19 protein-coding genes are annotated in these 22,317 nt (G+C 72.9%); 9 read left to right on the plus strand and 10 right to left on the minus strand.

Annotation, left to right across the window (positions count from 1 at the left end):
- Positions 1-70: 70 nt before the first annotated feature.
- The 3 genes from AWH51_RS09640 to zapE all read right to left on the minus strand — a co-directional run bounded on the left by AWH51_RS09640 (position 71) and on the right by zapE (position 3,736).
- A complete protein-coding gene (locus AWH51_RS09640) occupies positions 71-910 on the minus strand; it encodes an aldo/keto reductase (RefSeq protein ID WP_063071851.1) in 840 nt (279 codons plus the stop codon).
- A 223-nt stretch (positions 911-1,133) separates the two neighbouring features.
- Positions 1,134-2,420: an ammonium transporter gene (locus AWH51_RS09645; protein WP_063071852.1), complete on the minus strand. Its 1,287-nt coding sequence runs from the start codon at positions 2,418-2,420 to the stop codon at positions 1,134-1,136.
- 251 nt (positions 2,421-2,671) lie between these two features.
- Positions 2,672-3,736: a cell division protein ZapE gene (zapE, locus tag AWH51_RS09650; protein WP_063071853.1), complete on the minus strand. Its 1,065-nt coding sequence runs from the start codon at positions 3,734-3,736 to the stop codon at positions 2,672-2,674.
- 156 nt (positions 3,737-3,892) lie between these two features.
- Between zapE and AWH51_RS09655 the strand changes: the two genes are divergently transcribed.
- The 7 genes from AWH51_RS09655 (at position 3,893) to AWH51_RS09685 (ending at position 11,662) form a co-directional block, all read left to right on the plus strand.
- Positions 3,893-4,804 (plus strand): sulfurtransferase, encoded by a 912-nt coding sequence (locus AWH51_RS09655; protein ID WP_063071854.1) that lies wholly within the window; start codon positions 3,893-3,895, stop codon positions 4,802-4,804.
- Positions 4,801-5,241: a SufE family protein gene (locus AWH51_RS09660; protein WP_063071855.1), complete on the plus strand. Its 441-nt coding sequence runs from the start codon at positions 4,801-4,803 to the stop codon at positions 5,239-5,241. Before AWH51_RS09655 ends, AWH51_RS09660 begins: the two co-directional genes overlap by 4 nt.
- Positions 5,238-5,984, plus strand: a complete 747-nt coding sequence (locus tag AWH51_RS09665; RefSeq protein WP_063071856.1) for a dihydrofolate reductase family protein — start codon at positions 5,238-5,240, stop codon at positions 5,982-5,984. The genes AWH51_RS09660 and AWH51_RS09665 overlap by 4 nt, the downstream gene beginning before the upstream one ends.
- 80 nt (positions 5,985-6,064) lie before the next feature.
- On the plus strand, positions 6,065-6,661 hold the full coding sequence (locus tag AWH51_RS09670) for a DUF3000 domain-containing protein (RefSeq protein WP_063071857.1): 597 nt from the start codon (positions 6,065-6,067) through the stop codon (positions 6,659-6,661).
- 416 nt (positions 6,662-7,077) lie between these two features.
- The gene (locus AWH51_RS09675) at positions 7,078-8,256 is read left to right on the plus strand and encodes an HRDC domain-containing protein (RefSeq protein WP_063071950.1); all 1,179 of its coding nucleotides are present in this window, start codon (positions 7,078-7,080) and stop codon (positions 8,254-8,256) included.
- Between the two features lie 71 nt (positions 8,257-8,327).
- A complete protein-coding gene (locus tag AWH51_RS09680) occupies positions 8,328-9,536 on the plus strand; it encodes a thiolase family protein (RefSeq protein WP_063071858.1) in 1,209 nt (402 codons plus the stop codon).
- A complete protein-coding gene (locus AWH51_RS09685; protein WP_063071859.1) occupies positions 9,533-11,662 on the plus strand; it encodes a 3-hydroxyacyl-CoA dehydrogenase NAD-binding domain-containing protein in 2,130 nt (709 codons plus the stop codon). The genes AWH51_RS09680 and AWH51_RS09685 overlap by 4 nt, the downstream gene beginning before the upstream one ends.
- 63 nt (positions 11,663-11,725) lie before the next feature.
- Here the strand turns inward: AWH51_RS09685 and dxs are convergent, their stop codons facing one another.
- The 5 genes from dxs to dut all read right to left on the minus strand — a co-directional run bounded on the left by dxs (position 11,726) and on the right by dut (position 18,752).
- Complete coding sequence (dxs, locus tag AWH51_RS09690; protein ID WP_063071860.1) at positions 11,726-13,678, minus strand: 1-deoxy-D-xylulose-5-phosphate synthase; 1,953 nt, start codon at positions 13,676-13,678, stop codon at positions 11,726-11,728.
- Positions 13,679-13,792: 114 nt separating this feature from the next.
- A complete protein-coding gene (acnA, locus tag AWH51_RS09695; RefSeq protein WP_063071861.1) occupies positions 13,793-16,606 on the minus strand; it encodes an aconitate hydratase AcnA in 2,814 nt (937 codons plus the stop codon).
- A 213-nt stretch (positions 16,607-16,819) separates the two neighbouring features.
- On the minus strand, positions 16,820-17,593 hold the full coding sequence (locus AWH51_RS09700; RefSeq protein ID WP_254654531.1) for a DUF3159 domain-containing protein: 774 nt from the start codon (positions 17,591-17,593) through the stop codon (positions 16,820-16,822).
- Between the two features lie 2 nt (positions 17,594-17,595).
- Positions 17,596-18,285: a DUF3710 domain-containing protein gene (locus tag AWH51_RS09705; protein WP_063071863.1), complete on the minus strand. Its 690-nt coding sequence runs from the start codon at positions 18,283-18,285 to the stop codon at positions 17,596-17,598.
- Positions 18,282-18,752 carry a dUTP diphosphatase gene (gene dut / locus AWH51_RS09710; RefSeq protein ID WP_063071864.1) on the minus strand — a complete coding sequence of 157 codons (471 nt, stop codon included), beginning with the start codon at positions 18,750-18,752 and terminating at the stop codon, positions 18,282-18,284. Before dut ends, AWH51_RS09705 begins: the two co-directional genes overlap by 4 nt.
- A 38-nt stretch (positions 18,753-18,790) precedes the next feature.
- Here dut and AWH51_RS09715 point away from each other — a divergent pair, with 38 nt between their 5' ends.
- Positions 18,791-19,240, plus strand: coding sequence for a DUF3093 domain-containing protein (locus AWH51_RS09715; RefSeq protein ID WP_063071865.1), 450 nt, complete (start codon positions 18,791-18,793; stop codon positions 19,238-19,240).
- A 47-nt stretch (positions 19,241-19,287) separates the two neighbouring features.
- Here AWH51_RS09715 and AWH51_RS09720 read toward each other — a convergent pair whose 3' ends face one another.
- Positions 19,288-19,581 (minus strand): DUF4193 domain-containing protein, encoded by a 294-nt coding sequence (locus AWH51_RS09720; RefSeq protein ID WP_012038342.1) that lies wholly within the window; start codon positions 19,579-19,581, stop codon positions 19,288-19,290.
- Positions 19,582-19,906: 325 nt separating this feature from the next.
- Between AWH51_RS09720 and sepH the strand changes: the two genes are divergently transcribed.
- On the plus strand, positions 19,907-21,106 hold the full coding sequence (gene sepH / locus AWH51_RS09725; RefSeq protein WP_063071866.1) for a septation protein SepH: 1,200 nt from the start codon (positions 19,907-19,909) through the stop codon (positions 21,104-21,106).
- A gap of 26 nt (positions 21,107-21,132) precedes the next feature.
- Here the strand turns inward: sepH and AWH51_RS09730 are convergent, their stop codons facing one another.
- Positions 21,133-22,272: an alkaline phosphatase family protein gene (locus tag AWH51_RS09730; protein ID WP_063071867.1), complete on the minus strand. Its 1,140-nt coding sequence runs from the start codon at positions 22,270-22,272 to the stop codon at positions 21,133-21,135.
- Between the last annotated feature and the right edge of the window lie 45 nt (positions 22,273-22,317).

The following is a 22,317-nucleotide window of genomic DNA, read 5'->3' on the forward strand; positions in this document are numbered from 1 at the left end:
CGACGCCCGCCGCGGCCGGGGCCGGGCGGGCGTCGGGGTGATGGGGCGTCGCCGGGGTCCGGCGGCCGGATCAGGACGGGAACTGCGTGAAGTCCGCGGTGTCCGGGTCGGCGCCGAGTCGCGTGCCCGACTCCAGGGTGTCGATCTCCGCGAGCTCCTCGATCGAGAGCTCGACCTCGATGCTCTCGAAGTTGGCGACGATGCGCTCCGGGGTCACCGACTTCGGGATCACGATGCGGCCCTGCGCGAGGTGCCAGGCGAGCACGATCTGCGCGGGCGTGGCGTCGTGCTCCTTCGCGAGGCGCGTGACGATCTCCGACTCGAGGTCGGCGCCCTGGCCGAGCGGGCTGTACGCCTCGACCTCGATGCCGCGCTCCACCGAGAACGTGGAGAGGTCGTGCTGCTGGAACGTCGGGTGCACCTCGATCTGGTTCACCACGGGCACGACGTCGGTCTCGGCGGCCAGCTGCTCGAGGTGCTTCTCGAGGAAGTTGGAGACGCCGATCGCGCGGATGAGGCCCTCGGCGTGCAGCGCCTCGAAGGTCTTCCACGTCTCGACGAACAGGCCGTGGCGGGCGTAGGGCCAGTGGATGAGGTAGAGGTCGACCGCGTCGACGCCGAGCTTGCGGCGGCTGTCCTCGAAGGCGGTGCGCGCGCTGTCCGCGCCCTGGTCGCCGTTGCGGAGCTTGGTGGTGATGAAGAGCTCTTCGCGCGGGATGCCCGTCGCCTTGATGGCGGCGCCCACGCCCTCCTCGTTGTAGTAGCCGGCGGCGGTGTCGATGTGGCGGTAGCCGGCCTCGAAGGCGCGCTCCACGGCCTGCTGCGTCTCGGCGGGCGGGGTCTGGAAGACGCCGAAGCCCAGCTGCGGGATGGTGACGCCGTTGTTCAGGGTGATGAGGGGGGATGCCATGTGCTCTCGTCTTCTTCGTCTCGATGGTCACGGGGGCGGGGCGCCGTCGTGCTCGGCTCCCCGCGTGCATCCACCGTACGCCCGGCTCGCGTCCCGACGACCGGGGGGACGGCGGGCTCCGCGCTGGGCGAACAGGAGACCGCGCGCCCGGCGCGTCCCGAGCACGACGACGGGCGCCGTCCTCTCGCGAGGAGCGGCGCCCGTCGGGTGGCGCGGAGCGGGATCAGCGGCCGGAGGTCTCCAGCACGTAGCCCTCCTCGCCGTGGACGATCGTGTCGATGCCCGCGATCTCGTCCTCGTTCTTCACCCGGAAGCCCATGGTCTTCTGGATGATCGTGCCGATGACGTACGAGAGCACGAAGGAGTAGATCAGCACCGCGAACGCGGCGAGGGCCTGCTTGCCGAGCTGCTCGAAGGTGCCCGAGTAGATGAGGCCCACGTTCGTGGCGAAGATGCCGATGTAGAGCGTGCCGATGAGGCCGCCGATGAGGTGGATGCCCACCACGTCGAGCGAGTCGTCGAAGCCGAGCTTGAACTTCAGCTCGATCGCGACGGCGCAGACGGCGCCGGCGACCAGGCCCAGCACGATCGCCCAGATGGGCGACAGCGAGGCGCAGGCCGGGGTGATGGCGACGAGGCCGGCGACCGCGCCGGATGCGGCGCCCACCGAGGTCGGCTTGCCGTCGCGGATCTTCTCCACCACGAGCCAGCCGAGGATGGCCGCGGCGGGCGCCGCGATGGTGTTGAGGAACGCGACGGCCGCGAGGCCGTCGGCCGCGAGCTCGGACCCGGCGTTGAAGCCGAACCAGCCGAACCAGAGGAGGCCGGCGCCGAGGAGCACGAACGGCGGGTTGTGCGGCACGTGCATGCCCTTGGCGAACCCGACGCGCTTGCCGAGGACGAGCGAGAGGGCGAGCGCCGCGGCGCCCGCGTTGATGTGCACCGCGGTGCCGCCCGCGAAGTCGATGGCACCGACGTTGTAGGCGATCCACCCGCCGTCGACGTTCGCGCCGTCGACGGCGGTGAAGTTGAAGACCCAGCTGGCGACCGGGAAGTAGACGACCGTCGCCCAGACGCCCGCGAACACCATCCACGCGCCGAACTTGGCGCGGTCCGCGATGGCGCCGGAGATGAGCGCGACGGTGATGATCGCGAAGGTCGCCTGGAAGGCGGCGAAGGCGAGCGTCGGGTAGGCGGTGGTCTGCTCGCCGAGGGCGGCGGTATAGGCGTCGCCGAGGCCGAGCTGGCCGAGGTCGATGCCGAGGACCCCGTCGATCCCGACGAACCGGTCGTTGGCGCTCGGCCCGCCGGGACCGTTGCCGAACGCGATGGCGTAGCCGTACAGGACCCAGAGGAGCCCGATGAGGCCCATGGCCCCGAAGCTCATCATCATCATGCTGATGACGCTCTTGGCCTTGACGAGCCCGCCGTAGAAGAACGCCAGACCCGGCGTCATCAGGAGGACCAGCGCCGCGGCGATCAGGAGGAAGGCGGTGTTGCCTTGATCCATGGTGTTTCACCTCTCGTAGATCGTGCAGGGGGTCGCACCGACGGGAGGCGAGCGGCCGCCCGTGTGGTCGGGGGGTTCGGCGCGAGCCGGGTGCCGGGTACGGCTCCAGTGTCCGGGGGCGAGGTTTCGCGGGCTCGCCGGCCGTGTTTCGGGCGCGTTACACGGGCGGCGGCCGTGTGAACATCGTGTTACCGGGGGCCTCGGAGGCCGTCGCGGGCGTCCCGCACCCAGCTCCGCGGGAGGCGCGTGCGCTAGAGCTCGCGGGCCGAGGCGGTGAGCGAGATGAGCCGGGAGATGGCCCGCAGGTACTTCTTCCGGTACCCGCCCGCGAGCATCTCGGCGGAGAACGCCTCGTCGAACGGCGTCCCCGTCGCCAGCAGCGGGATCTGCGCGTCGTACACGCGGTCGACGAAGGCGACGAAGCGGAGCGCGTCGGTCTGGCCCGTCAGCTGGGCGACGTCACGGAGGGCGATCACGTCGACGCCCTCGATGAGCTTCACGTACTTCGAGGGGTGCAGGCGGGCGAGGTGCCCGACGAGGTCCGCGAAGCCGTCGACCGTGACCGCACGCCCGCCGGAGCCCGCGGCCTCGGCCCGCGCGTCGAGGTCGGCGTCGGCGACCGTCACCGCGTGGCCCTCGAAGGCGCGGCGGCGGTAGTCGAGGCCGTCGATGCGGATCGTGTCGAACCGGTCGCTCATCGCCTGGATCTCGCGGAGGAAGTCGGCCGCGGCGAAGCGCCCCTCCCCCAGCGCGTTCGGCGGGGTGTTGCTCGTCGCGGCGATGCGCGTGCCGTCGGCCACGAGGTCGGAGAGCAGCCGGGTCATCATCATGGTGTCGCCCGGGTCGTCGAGCTCGAACTCGTCGATGGCGACGAGCGTCGCGCCGCGGAGGATCTCCACCGCGCCCTGGTAGCCGAGGGCGCCGACGAGCGCGGTGTACTCGATGAAGGTGCCGAAGTACTTCGGTCCCGGCATGGCGTGCCAGAGGGACGCGAGCAGGTGGGTCTTGCCGACGCCGAAGCCGCCGTCGAGGTAGACGCCGGGCTTCACGGCCGGTGCCTTCCGCCGGGAGAAGAGCCCGCCCCGGGATCCGGCGCGGTCGCCCGAGAAGGCGCGGAGGACCTCGACGGCCTGCGCCTGCGTGTCGTACTCGGGGTCGGGCCGGTACGTGTCGAACCGCGCCTCGTCGAACTGGCGCGGGGGCACCAGGTGCGCGGCGATCTCCTGGCCGGTGATGCTCGGCGACCGGCCGACCAGCGCGCCCGGTCCCGCGCCGCGCTCGTCGTGGTGCCGGGATCCGGTGTCGGTGTTCGTCACAGGTGGGTCTCCGGCTGTCATGGGAAGGTCCCGCGCATCGCGAACCGTTACCGTGGATGGTGGTCGACGCGCGCGCCGAGCGCCCGCGGAAGACCCCCAGACTAGACCGCGTTCCACCCAGCGCGGCCCCCGAGGCCGCGAGATCAGGAGAGCCCCATGGCCGTCGAGCCGGACACCACCCCCAGGTTCGCCGAGTACGCGCACCCCGAGCGGCTCGTGAGCGGCGACTGGCTCCAGGAGCGCCTCGCCGACGGCGCGCTCACGCCCGGCCTCGTGGTCGTCGAGTCGGACGAGGACGTGCTGCTCTACGAGACCGGCCACATCCCCGGAGCCGTGAAGCTCGACTGGCACACCGACCTCAACGACCCGGTCCAGCGCGACTACGTCGACGGCGAGCGGTTCGCGCAGCTCATGTCGGAGCGCGGCATCGCCCGCGACAGCACGGTCGTCATCTACGGCGACAAGAGCAACTGGTGGGCCGCGTACGCCCTCTGGGTGTTCACCCTCTTCGGCCACGAGGACGTGCGCCTCCTCGACGGCGGCCGCGACAAGTGGATCGCCGAGGGCCGCCCGGTCACCACCGACCAGCCGGTGGTCGCCCCCGCCGAGTACCCCGTGGTCGAGCGCCGCGACGAGGAGATCCGCGCATTCAAGGACGACGTGCTCGCGCACCTCGGCAACCCGCTCATCGACGTCCGCAGCCCCGAGGAGTACACGGGCCAGCGCACGACCGCGCCCGCCTACCCCGAGGAGGGCTCGCTCCGCGCCGGCCACATCCCCACGTCGCGCAACGTGCCGTGGGCCAAGGCCGCCGCCGAGGACGGCTCCTTCAAGACGCGCGCCGAGCTCGACGCCGTCTACCGCGAGGGCGCGGGCCTCTCCGACGGCGACGACGTCGTGGTGCTCTGCCGCATCGGGGAGCGCTCCAGCCACACGTGGTTCGTCCTCACGCACCTGCTGGGCTTCGAGGGCGTCCGCAACTACGACGGATCCTGGACCGAGTGGGGCTCCGCCGTGCGCGTCCCCATCGTCCAGGGCGCCGAGCCCGGGGAGCTGCCCTCCCGATGACCGGCTCCCCCGTGCTGCCCGCGGCGCTCGCCGAGATCCGCGACGACTTCCTCGCGCTCGGGCAGCGCGACCGGCTCCTGCTGCTGCTCGACTTCAGCAACGAGCTGCCGGAGCTGCCCGCGCGCTACGCCGAGCACCCCGACCTCCTCGAGCGCGTCGAGGAGTGCCAGTCGCCCGTGTTCATGTTCGTGGAGGTCGTCGAGGGCGACGTGCACGTGCACGCGCAGGCGCCGGCCGAGGCGCCCACGAGCCGCGGCTTCGCCTCGATCCTCGCCCAGGGCCTCGACGGGCTCCCGGCCGAGGAGGTGCTCGCGGTGCCGGACGACTACCCGTCCACCATCGGGCTCGACGCGGCCGTCTCCCCGCTGCGCATGCGCGGCATGACGGCCATGCTCGGCCGGGTCAAGCGGCAGGTGCGCGAGCGGCTCGCCGGGTGAGGATCACGCGGGTCCTCCCCGTCGCGGGCGCCGGCGAGGCCGCGGCGTCCCGCGGGCTGGAGGACGACGGCACGCGCGCGTGGCTCGAGGGCCTCTACCGACCCGGATCCCCGGTCCACGTGCGCCTCAACTTCGTGGCCTCCGTCGACGGCAGCGTGATCGGCGCCGACGGGTCGTCCGACAGCCTCAGCAGCGCGGTCGACCGCCGGATCCTCGGCGTGATCCGCGAGGTCGCCGACGTCGTCCTCGTGGGCGCCGGCACCGTGCGCGCCGAGCGGTACGTGCTGCCCCGCCGCACGCCCCTGGCGGTCGCCACGTCCTCGGGAGACCTCACGGGCCACCGCTTCGACGCGGATGCCGCCGCGGGATCGCTCCTCGTCCTGTGCCCGCCCGAGGCGCGCGACCGCGCCGTCGCCACGCTCGCCGGGGTTCCCGCCGAGATCGTCCCGGTCCCGCTGGGCGCCGCGGCCGACGGCCGCCTCTCCGGCGATGACGTCGTCGACGCGCTCGGCCGCCACGGCCTCACCGGCGTGGTGTGCGAGGGCGGGCCGGCGCTCGCCGCGGCGCTCGTCGCGGCGGGCCGGGTCGACGAGCTCTGCCTCACCACCTCCCCCGAGCTCGTCACGTCCCTGACGCCGCTCGTGCCCGTGGGCTCCGGGGTCCGCGCTCCGCTGCGACTCACGCAGCTGCTCCTGGACGACGACCACCGCACGTACGCCCGCTGGGCGGTCGACCGCGGCTGATGCCCTGGTCGCGGGCGCATCGCCGCGGGCCGACCGGCGTGGCTCCCGGCGGGCGCGACGGCGGACCGTAGTCTGCCCACGTGGTAGACACCCGTGACAGTGCCGAGGATCCGCCCGAGTTCCGCGCGGCGCTGGACGCGCTCCGGCGGGCCACCACCCGGTCCGAGCTCGTGCTGACCGAGATCCCGTCGCCGTCGTCGAACCTCGCGCCCTACGCCGTGGCGCTCGCCGCCGACGTGTCGCCGTCCGGCCACGCGTCCGACTCCGAGCTCGGCACGGGCCGCTTCATCCTCCTGCACGACCCCGAGGAGCCCGACGCCTGGGGCGGCGCCTTCCGCATCGTCTGCTTCGCGCAGGCCCCGCTCGAGACCGACATGGGCACCGACCCGTTCCTCGCCGACGTCGCGTGGTCGTGGCTCGTCGACGGCCTGGCCTCCCGCGGCGCGCGCTACACGGCGCCCTCGGGCACGGCCACCCGGATCATCTCCACCGGCTACGGCGAGCTCGCGCGCCAGGGCAGCGGCGCCAAGATCGAGCTGCGCGCCTCGTGGACCCCCGCCGACGCCGACGTGACCGCCCATGTGGAAGGCTGGGGGAAACTACTGTGCATGCTCGCCGGACTCCCTCCCGCGGGCGAAGGAGTGACACTGCTATCAGCGCGACGCACCCGGACGTGAACGCCCCGTCCGACACCCCCGACCCCGCCGACGGACGCCAGGAGGCCACCGGCTCCGCGACCGCGACGCCACTGACCCGGCCGGCCATGGGCGCGTCCCTGTTCTCGGACGTGCCGGGATCCACGGCCACGGACGCCGTGGTCGCGCGCACCCGGACGCGCACCCGCCGGGAGGCACCCGCCGTGGAGCCCGCGGCGGCGCCCGAGGCGGACGCAGCCGAGGCGGACGCGCCCGACGGGCCGGTCGCGGAGCCCGCCGAGCCCGAGGCCCGATCCCGCTCGTCCCGCGGTCGCGGCCGTCGCGCGTCCTCCGCTCCGGCCAGCGCGGCTCCGGAAGCCGAAGCCGCCGCCGACGCCCCGGATGCCCCCGCGCGCCCCGCCCTCCGCGAGGCCGCGGCGACGGGCGACCTCACGGTCATCGACACGCGCGAGGAGTACCTGCGCGCGGTCGAGGCCATCGCGGCCGGCACCGGACCCATCGCCGTCGACGCCGAGCGCGCCTCCGGCTTCCGCTACAGCCAGCGCGCCTACCTCATCCAGGTGTTCCGCCGCGGCGCCGGCACGTTCCTGTTCGACCCGCCGGCCGTCGGCTCGTTCGCCGAGCTCGACGCCGTGATCCGCGACGTCGAGTGGGTGCTGCACGCCGCGAGCCAGGACCTCGCGTGCCTCCGCGAGGTCGGGCTGGATCCGCAGCGCATCTTCGACACGGAGCTCGCCTCGCGCCTCCTCGGACTGCCCCGCGTGGGCCTCGGCACGGTGGTGGAGGAGCTGCTCGGGATCCACCTGGCCAAGGAGCACTCGGCGGCGGACTGGTCGACCCGGCCGCTCCCCCGCGCCTGGCTCGTGTACGCGGCGCTCGACGTGGAGCTGCTCGTCGACGTCCGCGACGAGATCGCCCGGCGCCTCGAGGAGCAGGGCAAGACGCGCATCGCCGAGCAGGAGTTCGCCGCGACGATCGCCAAGGAGGCGAAGCCCGCGCGCGTCGAGCCGTGGCGTCGCCTCAGCGGACTGCACGGCGTCCGCGGCGGCCGCAACCTCGCCGTCGCCAAGGAGCTGTGGGAGGCCCGGGACGCGTACGCGCGCGAGGTCGACACGAGCCCCGGCCGCCTCGTCCCCGACGGCTCGCTCGTGGCCGTCGCGCGCGTGCTGCCGCAGTCCAAGCGCGACCTGGCGGCCGTCCGCGAGTTCTCGGGCCGGGCGAGCCGCAGCGAGATCGACCGGTGGTGGGCCGCGGTGGAGCGCGGGTTGGCGGCCACGGAGTTCCCGTCCCTGCGCGGCACCGGCGAGTCGATGCCGCCCGCCAAGGCCTGGGCCGACAAGGACCCCGCCGCCGACCGCCGCCTCAAGCGCGCGCGTGCGGCCGTCCAGGACGTCGCGGACGGGATGTCCCTCCCGCAGGAGAACCTGGTGACGCCCGAGGTCCTCCGCCGCGTGGCCTGGACGCCGCCCGCCGACCTCGCGCCCGAGGCCGTCGGCGAGGCGCTCGCGTCGTGGGGGGCGCGCCCCTGGCAGATCGAGGCGGCTGCGGCTGCGGTGGCCGCGGCCTTTGTCGATGCGGACCAAGAGGACGACGCACCCGACGACGGGGCCTCGTAGGAACAGTCAACGGATTCGGCCCCCGTCCGGCTTCTTCCTAGGGTGGGGGAAATCGATGCGAGGAGGCGTCAGTGGTCGAGAGAGCCGAAGTCCATTTCGTGGACGGGGTCCGCACCCCGTTCGGGCGAGCGGGCGAGAAGGGCATGTACTGGCGGACCCGGGCCGACGACCTCGTCGTCAAGGCCATGATCGGGCTGCTGGAACGGAACCCGCAGGTCCCGAAGGACCGGATCGACGAGGTCGCCATCGCGGCCACGACGCAGACGGGCGACCAGGGCCTCACGCTCGGGCGGACGGCGGCGCTGCTGGCCGGGCTCCCCCGTTCGGTTCCGGGCTTCGCCATCGACCGGATGTGCGCGGGCGCCATGACGAGCGTCACCGCGACGGCCGGCGGCATCGCCTTCGGCGCGTACGACCTCGCGATAGCCGGCGGCGTCGAGCACATGGGCCGCCACCCGATGGGCTTCGACGCGGACCCGAACCCGCGCTTCCTCGCCGAGCGGCTCGTCAGCCAGGACGCCCTCAACATGGGCAACACGGCCGAGCGGATCCACGACCGCTTCCCGGCGCTCACCCGCGAGCGGGCCGACCGCTATGCGCTGGCCAGCCAGCAGAAGACCGCCCTCGCGTACGCGAACGGCGACATCCAGCCGGACCTCGTGCCCGTCGCGACTCGATCCGACCAGGGCTGGGGGCTCGCCACCCGCGACGAGGCGATGCGCCCCGAGACGACGCTCGAGGGCCTCGCCGGGCTCCGCACCCCGTTCCGCCCGCACGGCCGCGTCACGGCCGGCAACTCGTCGGGCCTCAACGACGGCGCGACGGCCGCCCTGCTCGCGAGCGGCGACGCCGTCAAAGAGCTCGGCCTCGCCCCCAAGATGACGCTGGTGTCCTTCGCCTTCGCGGGCGTGGAGCCCGAGATCATGGGCATCGGACCCGTGCCGAGCACGGAGAAGGCGCTCCGCAAGGCCGGCCTCACGATCGACGACATCGGGCTCTTCGAGCTCAACGAGGCGTTCGCCATCCAGGTGCTCAGCCTGCTCGACCACTTCGGGATCGACGACGCCGATCCGCGCGTCAACGAGTACGGCGGCGCCATCGCCGTCGGCCACCCGCTCGCGTCCAGCGGCGTCCGGCTGATGAACCAGCTCGCGCGCCAGTTCGAGCAGCACCCGGAGGTCCGCTACGGCCTCACGGCGATGTGCGTCGGCCTCGGCCAGGGCGGCAGCGTCATCTGGGAGAACCCGCACTTCACCGGCAAGAGGAAGAGGAACAAGTGACCGACACCAGCCGCTTCCGGGAGCTCGTGGCGCTCGATCCCGACGAGGTCGTCACGCACTCGTTCGTCCGCGACGTCCACCTGCCCTCCGGCGGCGTGCTCGCGCTCGTCACGCTCGACAACGGGCGCGACCACACCCGGCCGTCCACGCTCGGGCCGGCCACGCTGCTGGAGCTCGCCGATGTGCTCGACCGCCTCACGGTGCGCGCGGCCGCCGGGGAGATCCGCGGCGTCGCGATCACCGGCAAGCCGTTCATCCTCGCCGCGGGCGCCGACCTCAGCAAGGTCGGCGAGATCCCCAGCCGCGAGGTCGGTCGTCAGATGGCGCAGCTCGGGCACGACACCCTCGGACGGCTGCACCGGCTCGGCGTGCCGTCGTTCACGTTCGTCAACGGTCTCGCGCTCGGCGGCGGGCTCGAGATCGGGCTGAACTCCGACTACCGCACGGTCGACGAGTCGGTGCCGGCGGTCGCGCTGCCCGAGGTGTTCCTCGGCATCATCCCCGGCTGGGGCGGGGCATGGCTGCTGCCGAACCTCATCGGCATCGAGAACGCCCTGAAGGTGATCATCGAGAACCCGCTCAAGAACAACCGCACGCTGAAGGCGGAGGACGTCATGGAGCTCGGCATCGCCGACGCGTCGTTCCCGTCCGCGTCGTTCCTCGAGCAGTCGATCCGCTGGGCCGACGGCGTCATCTCGGGCGCCATCGAGGTGAAGCGCCCGAACGCGCCGGGGCGCCTCGAGCGCATCGCCAAGTGGGACGTCGCCATCGGCATCGCCCGGAAGTCCCTCGAGCAGCGGATCGGCACGGTCGCGCTCTCGCCGTACCGGGCGCTCGACCTGCTCCAGGGGGCGAAGCGCAGCACCCGCGAGGAGGGGTTCGCCGCGGAGGACGAGGCCCTCGCGGACCTCATCTCGGGCGACCAGTTCCGCGCGAGCATCTACGCGTTCGACCTCGTGCAGAAGCGCGCCAAGCGGCCCGCGGGAGCGCCGGACAAGGACCTCGCGCGTCCGGTCACCAAGGTCGGCGTGGTCGGCGCCGGGCTCATGGCCTCGCAGTTCGCCCTCCTGTTCGTGCGTCGGCTGCAGGTCCCCGTCGTGATCACCGACCTCGACCAGGCGCGCGTCGACGCGGGCGTCGCCGGCATCCACGGCGAGATCCGGAAGCTGGCCGAGAAGGGTCGCGTCTCCCCCGACGAGGCCAACCGGCTCACGGCGCTCATCACGGGGACGACCGACAAGGCCGACTTCGCCGACGCGGACTGGGTCATCGAGGCCGTCTTCGAGGAGCTCGGCGTGAAGCAGGCCGTGTTCGCGGAGATCGAGCAGCACGTCTCCGAGACGGCGATCCTCGCGACGAACACGTCGAGCCTCTCGGTGGAGCGCATCGGCGAGCGGCTCGCGCACCCGGAGCGGCTCGTGGGCTTCCACTTCTTCAACCCGGTGGCGGTCATGCCGCTCATCGAGGTCGTGCGGACGCCGCAGACCACGGACGAAGCGCTCTCGACGGCGATGCAGGTCGCGAGGAAGCTCAAGAAGAACGCCGTGATCACCCGCGACACCCCGGGGTTCGTGGTCAACCGGATCCTGGCCAAGGTCCTCGGCGAGGCCATGCACGCGGTGGACACGGGCACGCCGTTCGAGGTCGTCGACCGGTCGCTCGCGCCGTTCGGCCTGCCGATGACGCCCTTCGAGCTGCTCGAGCTCGTGGGCCTCAAGGTCGGCGCGCACGTGCTCGACACGCACCACGCGGCCTTCCCCGACCGGTTCTTCGAGAGCCCGAACCTGCACCGGCTCGCGGACCTCGGCCGCATCTACGCGCGCGACGCGAAGGGACGGCCGACGGGCTTCGACAAGGAGGCGGTGCGGATCGTCAAGGGCGGCAAGTCGCCCATGACGGCCGAGGAGATCCGCGAGCGGGTCGAGACCGGCCTCGCGGACGAGGTGCACCGCATGCTGCAGGACGACGTGGTGCACGCGGCCGAGGACATCGACCTGTGCCTCATCCTGGGCGCCGGCTACCCGTTCCAGATGGGCGGCCTCACGCCCTACCTCGACCGGGTCGGCGCGAGCGAGCGCGCGTTCGGCACGACCTTCCACCAGCCGGCGATCCGCGGCGTCGCGTAGCGCGACACCGCACGACGGAGGGCCCGGCCGCGACGGCCGGGCCCTCCGTCGTCGTGCTGCGGCCTACGGCTGCTCGTCGTCCTCCGGGGCCACGGACACGCGGTCGGCATCCTCGCGCAGGGGCCGGGCGGCCGGCACGCGGCTGCCGAGGACCTGCGCCACCACGTCGCGCGCGATGTGCTGCGGCGTCAGGCCGACGCGCTCGAGGATCTCCGCGCGGCTGGCGTGGTCGAGGAACTCGTCCGGGAGCCCCAGCTCGGTCACGCCCGTGTCGATGCCGGCCTCCCGGAGGTCCTGGCGGATCCGGGTGCCGATGCCGCCGACGACCACGCCGTCCTCGATGGTCACGACCAGGCGGTGGGCGCCGCCGAGCTCGACGACGCTCCGCGGCACCGGGACGACCCAGCGGGGGTCCACGACGGTCGCGCCGATGCCCTGGGCCTGGAGCCGCTCGGCGACCTCGATGCCCATGGCCGCCATCGGACCCACGGTCACGATGAGGACGTCCTTCGCCTCCGACTCGTGCAGCACGTCCACGCCGTCGTCGAGGCGCCGCAGGGCATCGATCTCGTCGCCGACGACGCCCTTGGAGAAGCGCACGACGGTGGGCGCGTCGTCCACCTTCACGGCCTCGCCCAGCTCCTCGCGGAGGCGCGTCGCGTCCCGCGGGGCGCTCAGGCGGATGTGCGGCACGATCTGCAGCAGGGCGAGGTCCCACATGCCGTGGTGGCTGGGTCCGTCCGGACCGGTCACGCCCGCCCGGTCGAGCACGAAGGTCACGCCGGCGCGGTGCAGGGCGACGTCCATGAGGACCTGGTCGAAGGCCCGGTTGACGAAGGTCGCGTAGAGCGCGACGACGGGGTGGAGGCCGCCGAACGCGAGGCCGGCGGCGCTCGTCACCGCGTGCTGCTCGGCGATGCCCACGTCGTGGACGCGGTCGGGGTGCTTCTCGGCGAACTTGTGGAGGCCCACGGGGCGCAGCATGGCGGCCGTGATGCCGACGATGCGCGGGTCCTCGTCGGCGAGGGCGAGGATCTCGTCCGCGAAGACGCTCGTCCAGCTCGCGGCCTGCGCGGCGTCGATCGGCTCCCCCGTCTCGGGGTCGATCTGGCCGACGGCGTGGAACTGGTCGGCCACGTCCCGGCGCGCCGGCTCGTAGCCGCGGCCCTTCTCCGTGATGGCGTGCACGATGACCGGGGCGCCGTAGTCGCGCGCCTGCTGGAGCGCCTCCTCCATGGCCTGCTGGTCGTGCCCGTCGATGGGCCCCAGGTACTTGATGTCGAGGTTGGAGTAGAGCGCCTCGTTGTCCGTGACGCGCGTGAGGAATCCGTGCAGGCCGCCGCGGAGCCCGCGGTAGAGGCTGTCCCCCGGCGCCCCGAAGACCCCGAACACGCGCTGGCTCGTCTCGTAGAGGCCGCGGTAGGTGCGGCGCGTGCGCACCGTGTTGAGGAACCGCGCCATGCCGCCGATCGTCGGGGCGTAGGAGCGGCCGTTGTCGTTGACGACGATGATGAGCTTGCGCGTGTTGTCGTCGGAGATGTTGTTGAGCGCCTCCCACGTCATGCCGCCCGTGAGGGCCCCGTCGCCCACGACCGCGACCACGTGCCGGTCGGTCTGCCCGGTGATCCCGAAGGCCCGGGAGATGCCGTCCGCCCAGCTCAGCGAGCTGGACGCGTGCGAGCTCTCGACGATGTCGTGCTCGGACTCCGACCGCTGCGGGTAGCCGGCGAGGCCCCCGGACGCGCGGAGCCGGCTGAAGTCCTGGCGGCCCGTCACGAGCTTGTGCACGTACGACTGGTGCCCGGTGTCGAAGACGATCGCGTCCTTCGGCGAGTCGAAGACCCGGTGGATCGCGAGGGTCGTCTCCACGACACCGAGGTTCGGGCCCAGGTGGCCGCCGGTCTTGGACACCTCCGCGACCAGGAACTGCCGGATCTCCACGGCGAGCTCGAGCATCTGCCCGGGGCTCAGCCGGTCCAGGTCACGGGGTCCCGTGATGGTCTCGAGGATTCCCATGCTGACCGCCTTCCCTCGGACGCCATGTCGCGACGTCCGCCTCATCGAGTGTACGCAGGGCCCTGCATGCACGAAGGAGGCCGGGCGTCGCCGCCCGGCCTCCTCAGCCTCCTGTTACGCGACGAGGCTGCGCAGCACGTACTGCAGGATGCCGCCGTTGCGGTAGTAGTCCGCCTCGCCGGGGGTGTCGATGCGCACGACCGCGTCGAACTCCACCTTCTCCTTGCCCGCGGGCGAGTCGGAGGTGGGGGCGGCGACCACGCGCACGGTGCGCGGGGTGGTGCCGGAGTTCAGCGCCTCGAGACCGGTGATGCTGATCTCCTCGGTGCCGTCGAGCCCGAGCGTGTCCCAGGTCTCGCCCGCCGGGAACTGCAGCGGGACGACGCCCATGCCGATGAGGTTGGAGCGGTGGATGCGCTCGAAGCTCTCGGTGATGACCGCCTTGACGCCGAGCAGGCTCGTGCCCTTGGCCGCCCAGTCGCGCGACGAGCCGGAGCCGTACTCCTTGCCCGCGAGGATCACGAGCGGGGTGCCGGCGACCTGGTAGTTCTCCGACGCGTCGTAGATGAAGGACTGCGGGCCGCCCTCCTGCGTGAAGTCGCGCGTGTAGCCGCCCTCGACGCCGTCGAGCAGCTGGTTGCGGAGGCGGATGTTCGCGAACGTGCCGCGGATCATGACCTCGTGGTTGCCGCGACGCGAGCCGTAGGAGTTGTAGTCCTTCCGCCCCACGCCGTGCTCGTCGAGGTAGCGGCCCGCGGGGCTGTCCGCCTTGATGGAGCCGGCCGGGCTGATGTGGTCGGTCGTGACCGAGTCGCCCAGCTTGGCCAGCACCCGCGCGCCCGTGATGTCGGCGACCGGCGTGGTCTCCATCGTGAGGCCCTCGAAGTACGGGGGCTTCCGCACGTAGGTGGACTCCGCGTCCCACTCGAACGTCGCGCCCGTGGGCGTGGGGAGCGAGCGCCAGCGCTCGTCGCCGTCGAAGACGCCGGCGTACTGGTGCGTGAACATGCCCGTGTCGATGGAGCTGTCGATGGTCGACTGGACCTCGTCCGCGTCGGGCCAGATGTCCTTGAGGAACACGTCGTTGCCCTCGGTGTCGGTGCCGAGCGCGTCGGCGTCGAAGTCGAAGTTCATCGATCCGGCCAGCGCGTACGCGATCACGAGCGGCGGGCTCGCGAGGTAGTTCATCTTCACGTCGGGGTTGATGCGGCCCTCGAAGTTGCGGTTGCCCGAGAGGACCGCCGTCACCGCGAGGTCGTTGTCCTGCACCGCGGCGGAGATCTCGTCGAGCAGCGGGCCCGAGTTGCCGATGCAGGTCGTGCAGCCGTAGCCGACGGTGTAGAAGCCGAGGTCCTCGAGGTACGTCGTGAGGCCGGACTTCTCGTAGTAGTCGGTGACGACCTTGGATCCGGGCGCCAGCGTGGTCTTCACCCACGGCTTGGCCTTCAGGCCCTTCTTGCTGGCGTTGCGGGCGAGGAGCCCGGCCGCGAGCATGACCGACGGGTTCGACGTGTTGGTGCACGAGGTGATCGCCGCGATGGCCACCGCGCCGTGGTCGAGGGTGAAGTCGCGCCCGTCCTCGAGGGTGACGCGCGTGGGCTTCGTGACGCTCGTGGGGCTGTTCGACGCGTGGTGCGTCTCGTGCGTGGAGTGCTCGTCCTCCGGCTGCAGCTCGCCCGGGTCGGACGCGGGGAAGCTCATGGCCGACGCGAGGTCGACGATGTCGTGGTCGACCTTCGCGTAGTCGTTGAGGTCGCGCTCGAACTGCGACTTCGCGTCCGTCAGCTCGATGCGGTCCTGCGGGCGCTTCGGGCCGGCGATGGACGGCACCACGGTGGACAGGTCGAGCTCGAGGTACTCGCTGAAGGTGGGCTCCACCGACGCGTCGTGCCAGAGCCCCTGCTCCTTGGCGTAGGCCTCGACGAGCGCGACCTGCTCGTCGCTGCGGCCGGTGAGGCGCAGGTAGTCGAGCGTGACGTCGTCGATGGGGAACACGGCGGCGGTCGAGCCGAACTCGGGGCTCATGTTGCCGATGGTGGCGCGGTTCGCGAGCGGGACGGCGCCGACGCCGGAGCCGTAGAACTCGACGAACTTGCCGACGACGCCGTGCTTGCGCAGCATCTGCGTGATGGTGAGCACGACGTCCGTCGCCGTGACGCCTGTGGGGATCTCGCCGGAGAGCTTGAAGCCGACGACCTTGGGGATGAGCATCGAGACCGGCTGGCCGAGCATGGCCGCCTCCGCCTCGATGCCGCCGACGCCCCAGCCCAGCACGCCCAGGCCGTTGACCATGGTCGTGTGCGAGTCGGTGCCGACGCAGGTGTCGGGGTAGGCCTGGAGGACGCCGCCGACCTCGCGCGTCATGGTGACGCGGGCGAGGTGCTCGATGTTGACCTGATGCACGATGCCGGTGCCGGGCGGGACGACCTTGAAGTCCTCGAACGCCGTCTGGCCCCAGCGGAGGAACTGGTACCGCTCGCCGTTGCGCTCGTACTCGATGTCGACGTTGCGCTCGAGCGCGTCCTCGGAGCCGAAGAGGTCGGCGATGACCGAGTGGTCGATGACGAGCTCGGCGGGCGCGAGCGGGTTGATCCGGGTCGGGTCGCCGCCCAGCTCGCCGACGGCCTCGCGCATGGTGGCCAGGTCGACGATGCAGGGGACGCCGGTGAAGTCCTGCATCACGACGCGGCCCGGGGTGAACTGGATCTCGGTGTCGGGCTCGGACTCGGGCACCCAGTCGCCGAGGGCGCTGATCTGCGACCCCGTGACGTTCTTGCCGTCCTCGGTGCGGAGCAGGTTCTCCAGCAGCACCTTGAGGCTGAACGGGAGCCGCTCGTGGCCCGGCACGGTGTCGATGCGGTAGATCTCGTAGTCGGTGTCCCCGACGCGGAGTGTGTCCTTCGCGCCGAAGCTGTTGATTGCAGACACGTGGCCCTCTTCCCTCGCTGGATGGGCGCGGAACCCGCGTTCCGCCCGTCATCCGATCTTGGTCGCCCGCCGCGGCCGGGTCCAGTAAGGCGACCCTGAGCGGGCGCGCCGACGCGGGCGGGGACGGCGTCGATGTATCTCGACGTCGAGATAAACGTATCACCGCCTCGACCGGTCGTCGCCGCGGCGCGCGCGGGCGGGACGGGTCTCGCGTCAGGCGGCCGGGGAGGCCGAGCGGTCGGCCGCGTACACCGCGCGGACGAAGAGCCACGAGAGCACGAGCAGCACGCCGTAGAGCGGCGTGCCCATCACGAGGCGAGCGACGCCCAGCGCGTCGATCGCGTCGGCGAGGTAGAGCGGGAGCTGCACCGCGAGGCGGAGGCCGAAGAACGCGACCCACACGAGCGTGAGGAGCCGGAGCGCGCGGGACTTCCGCCGGTCGCCTCGCCAGGCGGTGCCGTCCCCCATGAGGAAGCCGACGGCGACGCCGACGAGCGGCCAGCCGACGACGACCGACACGAGCAGCACGGTGAAGTAGGCCCCGTTGGTCCAGAGGCCGAGGGCGTAGAAGTCGCGCCCCTCCCCGGACCGCAGGGCGAGGACGGCGGAGATCACGATGCCGACGAGGCCGCCGACCGCGGGGGCGACGGCCGAGCGCTGGACGAGGCGGGCGATGACCGCCACGACCGCGACGCCGACCGGGACGGCGACCGACAGCACGATGTCGCGCGTGAGCGTGAAGGCGACGAGGAAGAGGAGGCCGGGCACGATCGCCTCGAGGACGCCGCGGACGCCGCCCATCGCGCCGATCAGGGCGGAGGGCGTCATCGGCTCGCCGCGCGCGGCCTGGCCGAGCCCGGCGCGCTCGGCGGCCTGGGCCATGCTCGCGCCGAGCGCCTCGCCCGCAGCCGGAGCGGCGGGACCCTGCTGCTCGGACCCGGCGTCGGCTGGCGCGCCCGGCCGGCGCGGCTCGTCGCCCGCCGTCACGCTCAGGAACCCAGCGCCGGGGCCGGGGCCTCGCCGGCGGGTGCCGCGCCCGACGTGGTGCCGACCTGCGCGGCCGGCATCTTCAGGGGGATGAGGTCGCGCGGGGGCATCGGCGAGGATCCGCGGACCACGACGACGCTGCGGAACAGGTCCTCGACGGCGGCGGCCGCCTCGGGGTCGGACACGGCGCGGCCGGTGATGACGCCGCGCAGGAACCAGCGCGGACCGTCGACGCCGATGAAGCGCGCGTCGCGGGTGGTCGCCGCCGGCTGGCCCGGCTGCGGGACGACGGGGATGACCGCGTGCAGCTCGGGGCCGAACGGACCGTCGGCGAGGCGCGTGGTGCCGCCCTGCTTCTGGATCTGCTCCCCGATCGTCGTGCGGATCTCATGCCACAGGCCGCTCGAGCGCGGCGCCGCGAAGGGCTGCACCTGGAGGCTGGACTCGGCGAAGTCGAGCCCGACGGCGACGACCTGCTGCGTGCCCTCGGCCACCTCCAGACGGAGGTGCAGGCCCTCGCGCGGCAGGATCTTGATGCCGCCGAGGTCGACATAGGGACGGACCGGGTTCGCCTCGGTCTCGTCGAGCGGCCCCTCGTCGGCCCGGTCGTCGGGCGCGGACTTCGCGTCGAGGACGTGCTCGGCCTCGTCCGCGACCGTGTCGTCGGGCTGGTCGGTGGTGTCGTCGGTCATGTTCGGTCTCCTGACTCTCGGGCGGGGAGGGCGCCGGTGCCCGTGGAGCCGAAGCCCCCCGAGCCGCGGTGGCTCCCGGGCAGCTTCTCCACGGGCACGAAGCGCACCCGGCTGACCGGCATGACGACGACCTGCGCGATGCGGTCGCCGACCGCGACATCGTACGCGTGGTCGGCGTCGGTGTTGAGGAGCGTCACCCGGATCTCGCCGCGGTAGCCCGCGTCGACGGTGCCGGGCGCGTTGACGATGGTGATGCCGTGGCGTGCCGCGAGCCCGCTGCGCGGAAGCACGAAGGCGGCGTGGCCGTCCGGGAGGGCGATCGAGACTCCCGTGCCGACGGTGGCCCGCCGACCGGGCTCGAGGCGCACGGCCTCCGCGCTCACGAGGTCGGCACCGGCGTCGCCGGGGTGCGCGTAGGCGGGGATCGGGGCGTCGCCCGCGATGAGGACGTCGACGGGATCGGGCACGGTGAGAGGCTAGTGCAGGAATCTGATCGAATAGGCGCATGCCCCCACCCCCCTACAGAGAGCGGCTCCGGCCGGCTCCCTGGCTCTTCGTCGCCACCGCCCTCGTCATCCCCGCGAGCCTGCTCGTCTTCCTCCCCATCAGCGTCGTCGCCGGGGTGGTGGTCGCGATCGTCCTCTACGCGGGGGTCGTCGCGACGCTCGTGCTCACGAGTCCCGTGATCGAGGTGGTCGACGGGCGGCTGCGGGCCGGCCGCGCCACCATCGACGTGGACCAGCTCGGCGAGCCCGAGGCGTTCCGCGGCGCCGACGCGACGGCCGAGCGCGGCGTGCGGCTGCACGCGCGGGCGTTCCTCGTGATCCGAGGGTGGGTGGATCCGGTGGTCAAGGTGCCGCTCCTGGACGCGGCGGACCCGGCGCCCTACTGGCTGGTGTCCACACGGACGCCGGAACGACTGATCGCCGCGATCCGGGGATCGCGGCGATCATGACGTGCGGTGAGGCGCATGGCCTCTAGGGGCTCTCGCCCGGCGTCTCCCTAGGCGGCGCACTCCTGGCAGATGGGCCCGAGCTTCTCCTGGTGGTCGATCTGCGAGCGGTGCTTCACGAGGAAGCAGCTCACGCAGGTGAACTCGTCCGCCTGCGGCGGCAGCACCACGGTCTCGAGCTCGAGGTCGGAGAGGTCGGCTCCGGCGAGGTCGAAGCTCCCGGGGTTGTCGGCATCGTCGACGTCCACGACCCCGGACATGCGGTCCGGGACGCGCTCCTTGAGAGCCTCGATCGAGTCGGAGTCGTCCTCCGTCTTGCGCGGGGCGTCGTAATCAGTTGCCATTCCTGTCCACTTCTCGAATAACCGCCGAACGGAATCGGCGGGCACAGTTTGCATGAATCGCATCCGGATAGCAAACCGTCCCAGGGCCCCTCGCGAGGCACCTGATCGGGCGTTCCGATGCGGAGCGCCGGCCCGTGTCCGGGCCTCGGACGCGGACTCACACGGTACACCGTTCGCGCACTAACTGAGTGCCCTCCGGCGCCGCGATCCCGCCTCCCGACGCTCTCGTCCGACACAAGTCGCGGCGCGCCACGCGTATTCCCCGGAAGAGGGGCCGGTTCGTGACATCGTGAATCGTCCAGTGAGCGCGAGAGGCGTGGAACACATGCAGGATCTGAAGATCGTCGGAGTCGAGGACGGCGCCCTCGTCGTCGAGACGGTGGGCGGCGACCGCCACCGCCTCGCCATGGACGACGCGTTCCGCCAGGCGCTGCGCCGTCAGACGGGTGATGGCGGCGCCGTGCGCAAGGCCGCGCCCCGCATCATCCAGTCGTTCATCCGCCAGGGCATGAGCGCGGAGGACGTGGCCCGGGAGACCGGGGCGTCGGTCGAGTACGTGCGCAAGTTCGAGGGGCCCGTCGTCGCCGAGCGCGAGCACGTCGTGCGCAGCGCGATGAAGGTCCCCGTCCACACGGCCATCGAGGTCGACCCGATGGGCCAGGGCACGCTCTTCGGCCAGGTCATCGAGGAGCGACTCGAGTCGCTCGGCGCGACCGACGTGCGCTGGAGCAGCTGGAAGGAGCAGCTCGGCGGCTGGGTGGTCAAGGCGTCCTTCACCTCCGAGGAGATCGACCACGACGCGCGCTGGGCCTACGACCCCAAGAAGCACGCCCTCTCCCCCGCCAACAACGAGGCCGTCACGCTCTCGCAGCAGGGCGAGATCCGAGGCGCGCTCATCCCCAGGCTCCGGGCGCTGCCGCCCGAGACGGTGGACACGCACCAGGAGGACGGCGTCACGCGGTTCGACAGCGGGGCGTTCCGGCTCCCGGAGCCGGTCGCATCCGCCACGCAGGACACCGCGCCCCAGCCGTGGGAGGCGCCGCGGCGCGAGGAGGGCGCCGCCGTGACGCACCTGGGACGACAGGGGAACCACCCCGCCGGGAGCCAGCAGCCGGCCCGCGTCGCCCAGGCCGAGCTGAACGAGACCGCCGACCTGCTCGAGGCGCTGCGCCGCCGGCGCGGGGAGCGCGAGTCCGTGCCGCGCGAGGACGAGGGCGACGCGGCGGACGCGTCGCCGGCCGAGTCCCCGTCGCCCGCCGCGCGCGGCGGCGAGCCGCTCACCCGTCCGCGCGGCGGGCAGCGCGGCGCTCCCCCGCTGCGCTCCGCCGTGGTCCCCGGCATCGGCCGCGGGGAGTCGGGACGCGAGCGCTCGCAGGGCGACGCCGAGGACGAGGGCCTGCGGACCCCCGGCGGCGCCGAGTCGCGCGGATCCGGCAAGGCCTCCGGGCGACGCGGACGAACGGCGATGCCGAGCTGGGACGAGATCGTGTTCGGCGCGCGCAGCGACGACGACCACCTGGCCTGACGGCCGCCCGTCGGATCGGTCCCGGGTCAGCCGCGCGCGAAGGCTCCGGCGCGGATGAGCGGGACCAGCCGCTCCTCGTCCGAGAAGGAGCCGTGCTGGCCGACCATCCGGCGCGCGCCCTGGTCCCGCGGGCGTCCGTCGTAGTAGGCGATGAGCGCGCGCGCGGCCACGACCACGTCGCCGATGCGCGGAGCGACCCCGTCGCGGACCTCGCCGTACCAGTCCGCTGCGAGGGCCTCGTCACGCGTGGCGACATGCGCGCGGCCGCCCTCAGACGCGCGCCAGGCGTCGGCCAGCGCGTCGGCGTCGACACCGGGCTCCAGGTGCAGGTGCAGGCAGCGCGGCTCGCCGGCGACGTGCCGGACGCCCGCCACGAGCTCGGGCACGCGGTCGAAGAGCACGTGCGACTCGGCGGGCACGTCGACGATCCCGTGGTCGGCCGTGACGAGCAGGCCCTCGCGCGCGCCGAGCCGGTCGCGGAACGGGCCGAAGGCGGCATCGAGCTCCTCGAGATCCCGGAGCCAGCGGTCGGACTGCCAGCCGTGGGAGTGCGCGGCCTGGTCGAGCTCCGGGACGTAGAGGTAGACGAGCGCGCGCGGCGTGCGGTCCAGGAGGGCGCGGGTGGTCGCGAACCGGTCCGCCATCGACTCGGCGGGGACGTAGGTCGCGCCGCGGAGGGCGGCACGGGAGAAGCCGGACCCGGAGTAGCGCGCCGGGCCGACCGCGAACGCCGGCACTCCCGCCGTGGCCGCGCGCTCGAAGACGGTGGGGACGGGCTGCCACTCCTCGGGGACGCTGCGGGCGTCCCATCCCGAGAGGAGCTTGAGGACGCGGTCGCCCGCGGGGTCGAGCGCGCTGTAGCCCACGAGGCCGTGCTCCCCGGCGCGGACGCCCGTGGTGAACGACGTGATGCTGGCGGCGGTCGTGGTGGGGAACCCCACGTCGACGAGGTCGCGCTTCCGCCAGTCGCGCACGAGGTTCCGCGCGTGTCCGGCCCGCGCGCGGAGGGCGGCGGAGCCGAGCCCGTCGACGAGGACGACCACGGCGCGGTCGACCGGGGGCAGGGACGCCTCGGACCCCTCCCCCGCGAGGGCGGCGAGGCAGCCGGGCAGGACCGCGGTGAGGCTCATCCGGCCGGATCCGGGCGCCGGTAGCATGGGGGCCATCCGGCCCAGTCTGCCACAGCAGCCCGGCGCGCATCCGCGCCGTGA

Origin of the sequence: Clavibacter tessellarius, assembly GCF_001618005.1 — a bacterium.
Classification (GTDB): Bacteria; Actinomycetota; Actinomycetes; order Actinomycetales; family Microbacteriaceae; genus Clavibacter; species Clavibacter tessellarius_A.

What these genes read in the sequence shown, in the direction of transcription:
- AWH51_RS09640 (WP_063071851.1), bottom strand. Translation starts at nt 910, where the DNA reads ATGGCATCCCCCCTCATCACCCTGAACAACGGCGTCACCATCCCGCAG.
- AWH51_RS09645 (WP_063071852.1), bottom strand. Translation starts at nt 2,420, where the DNA reads ATGGATCAAGGCAACACCGCCTTCCTCCTGATCGCCGCGGCGCTGGTC.
- AWH51_RS09655 (WP_063071854.1), top strand. Translation starts at nt 3,893, where the DNA reads ATGGCCGTCGAGCCGGACACCACCCCCAGGTTCGCCGAGTACGCGCAC.
- AWH51_RS09660 (WP_063071855.1), top strand. Translation starts at nt 4,801, where the DNA reads ATGACCGGCTCCCCCGTGCTGCCCGCGGCGCTCGCCGAGATCCGCGAC.
- dxs (WP_063071860.1), bottom strand. Translation starts at nt 13,678, where the DNA reads ATGGGAATCCTCGAGACCATCACGGGACCCCGTGACCTGGACCGGCTG.
- AWH51_RS09705 (WP_063071863.1), bottom strand. Translation starts at nt 18,285, where the DNA reads ATGACCGACGACACCACCGACCAGCCCGACGACACGGTCGCGGACGAG.
- AWH51_RS09715 (WP_063071865.1), top strand. Translation starts at nt 18,791, where the DNA reads ATGCCCCCACCCCCCTACAGAGAGCGGCTCCGGCCGGCTCCCTGGCTC.
- AWH51_RS09720 (WP_012038342.1), bottom strand. Translation starts at nt 19,581, where the DNA reads ATGGCAACTGATTACGACGCCCCGCGCAAGACGGAGGACGACTCCGAC.
- sepH (WP_063071866.1), top strand. Translation starts at nt 19,907, where the DNA reads ATGCAGGATCTGAAGATCGTCGGAGTCGAGGACGGCGCCCTCGTCGTC.
- AWH51_RS09730 (WP_063071867.1), bottom strand. Translation starts at nt 22,272, where the DNA reads ATGGCCCCCATGCTACCGGCGCCCGGATCCGGCCGGATGAGCCTCACC.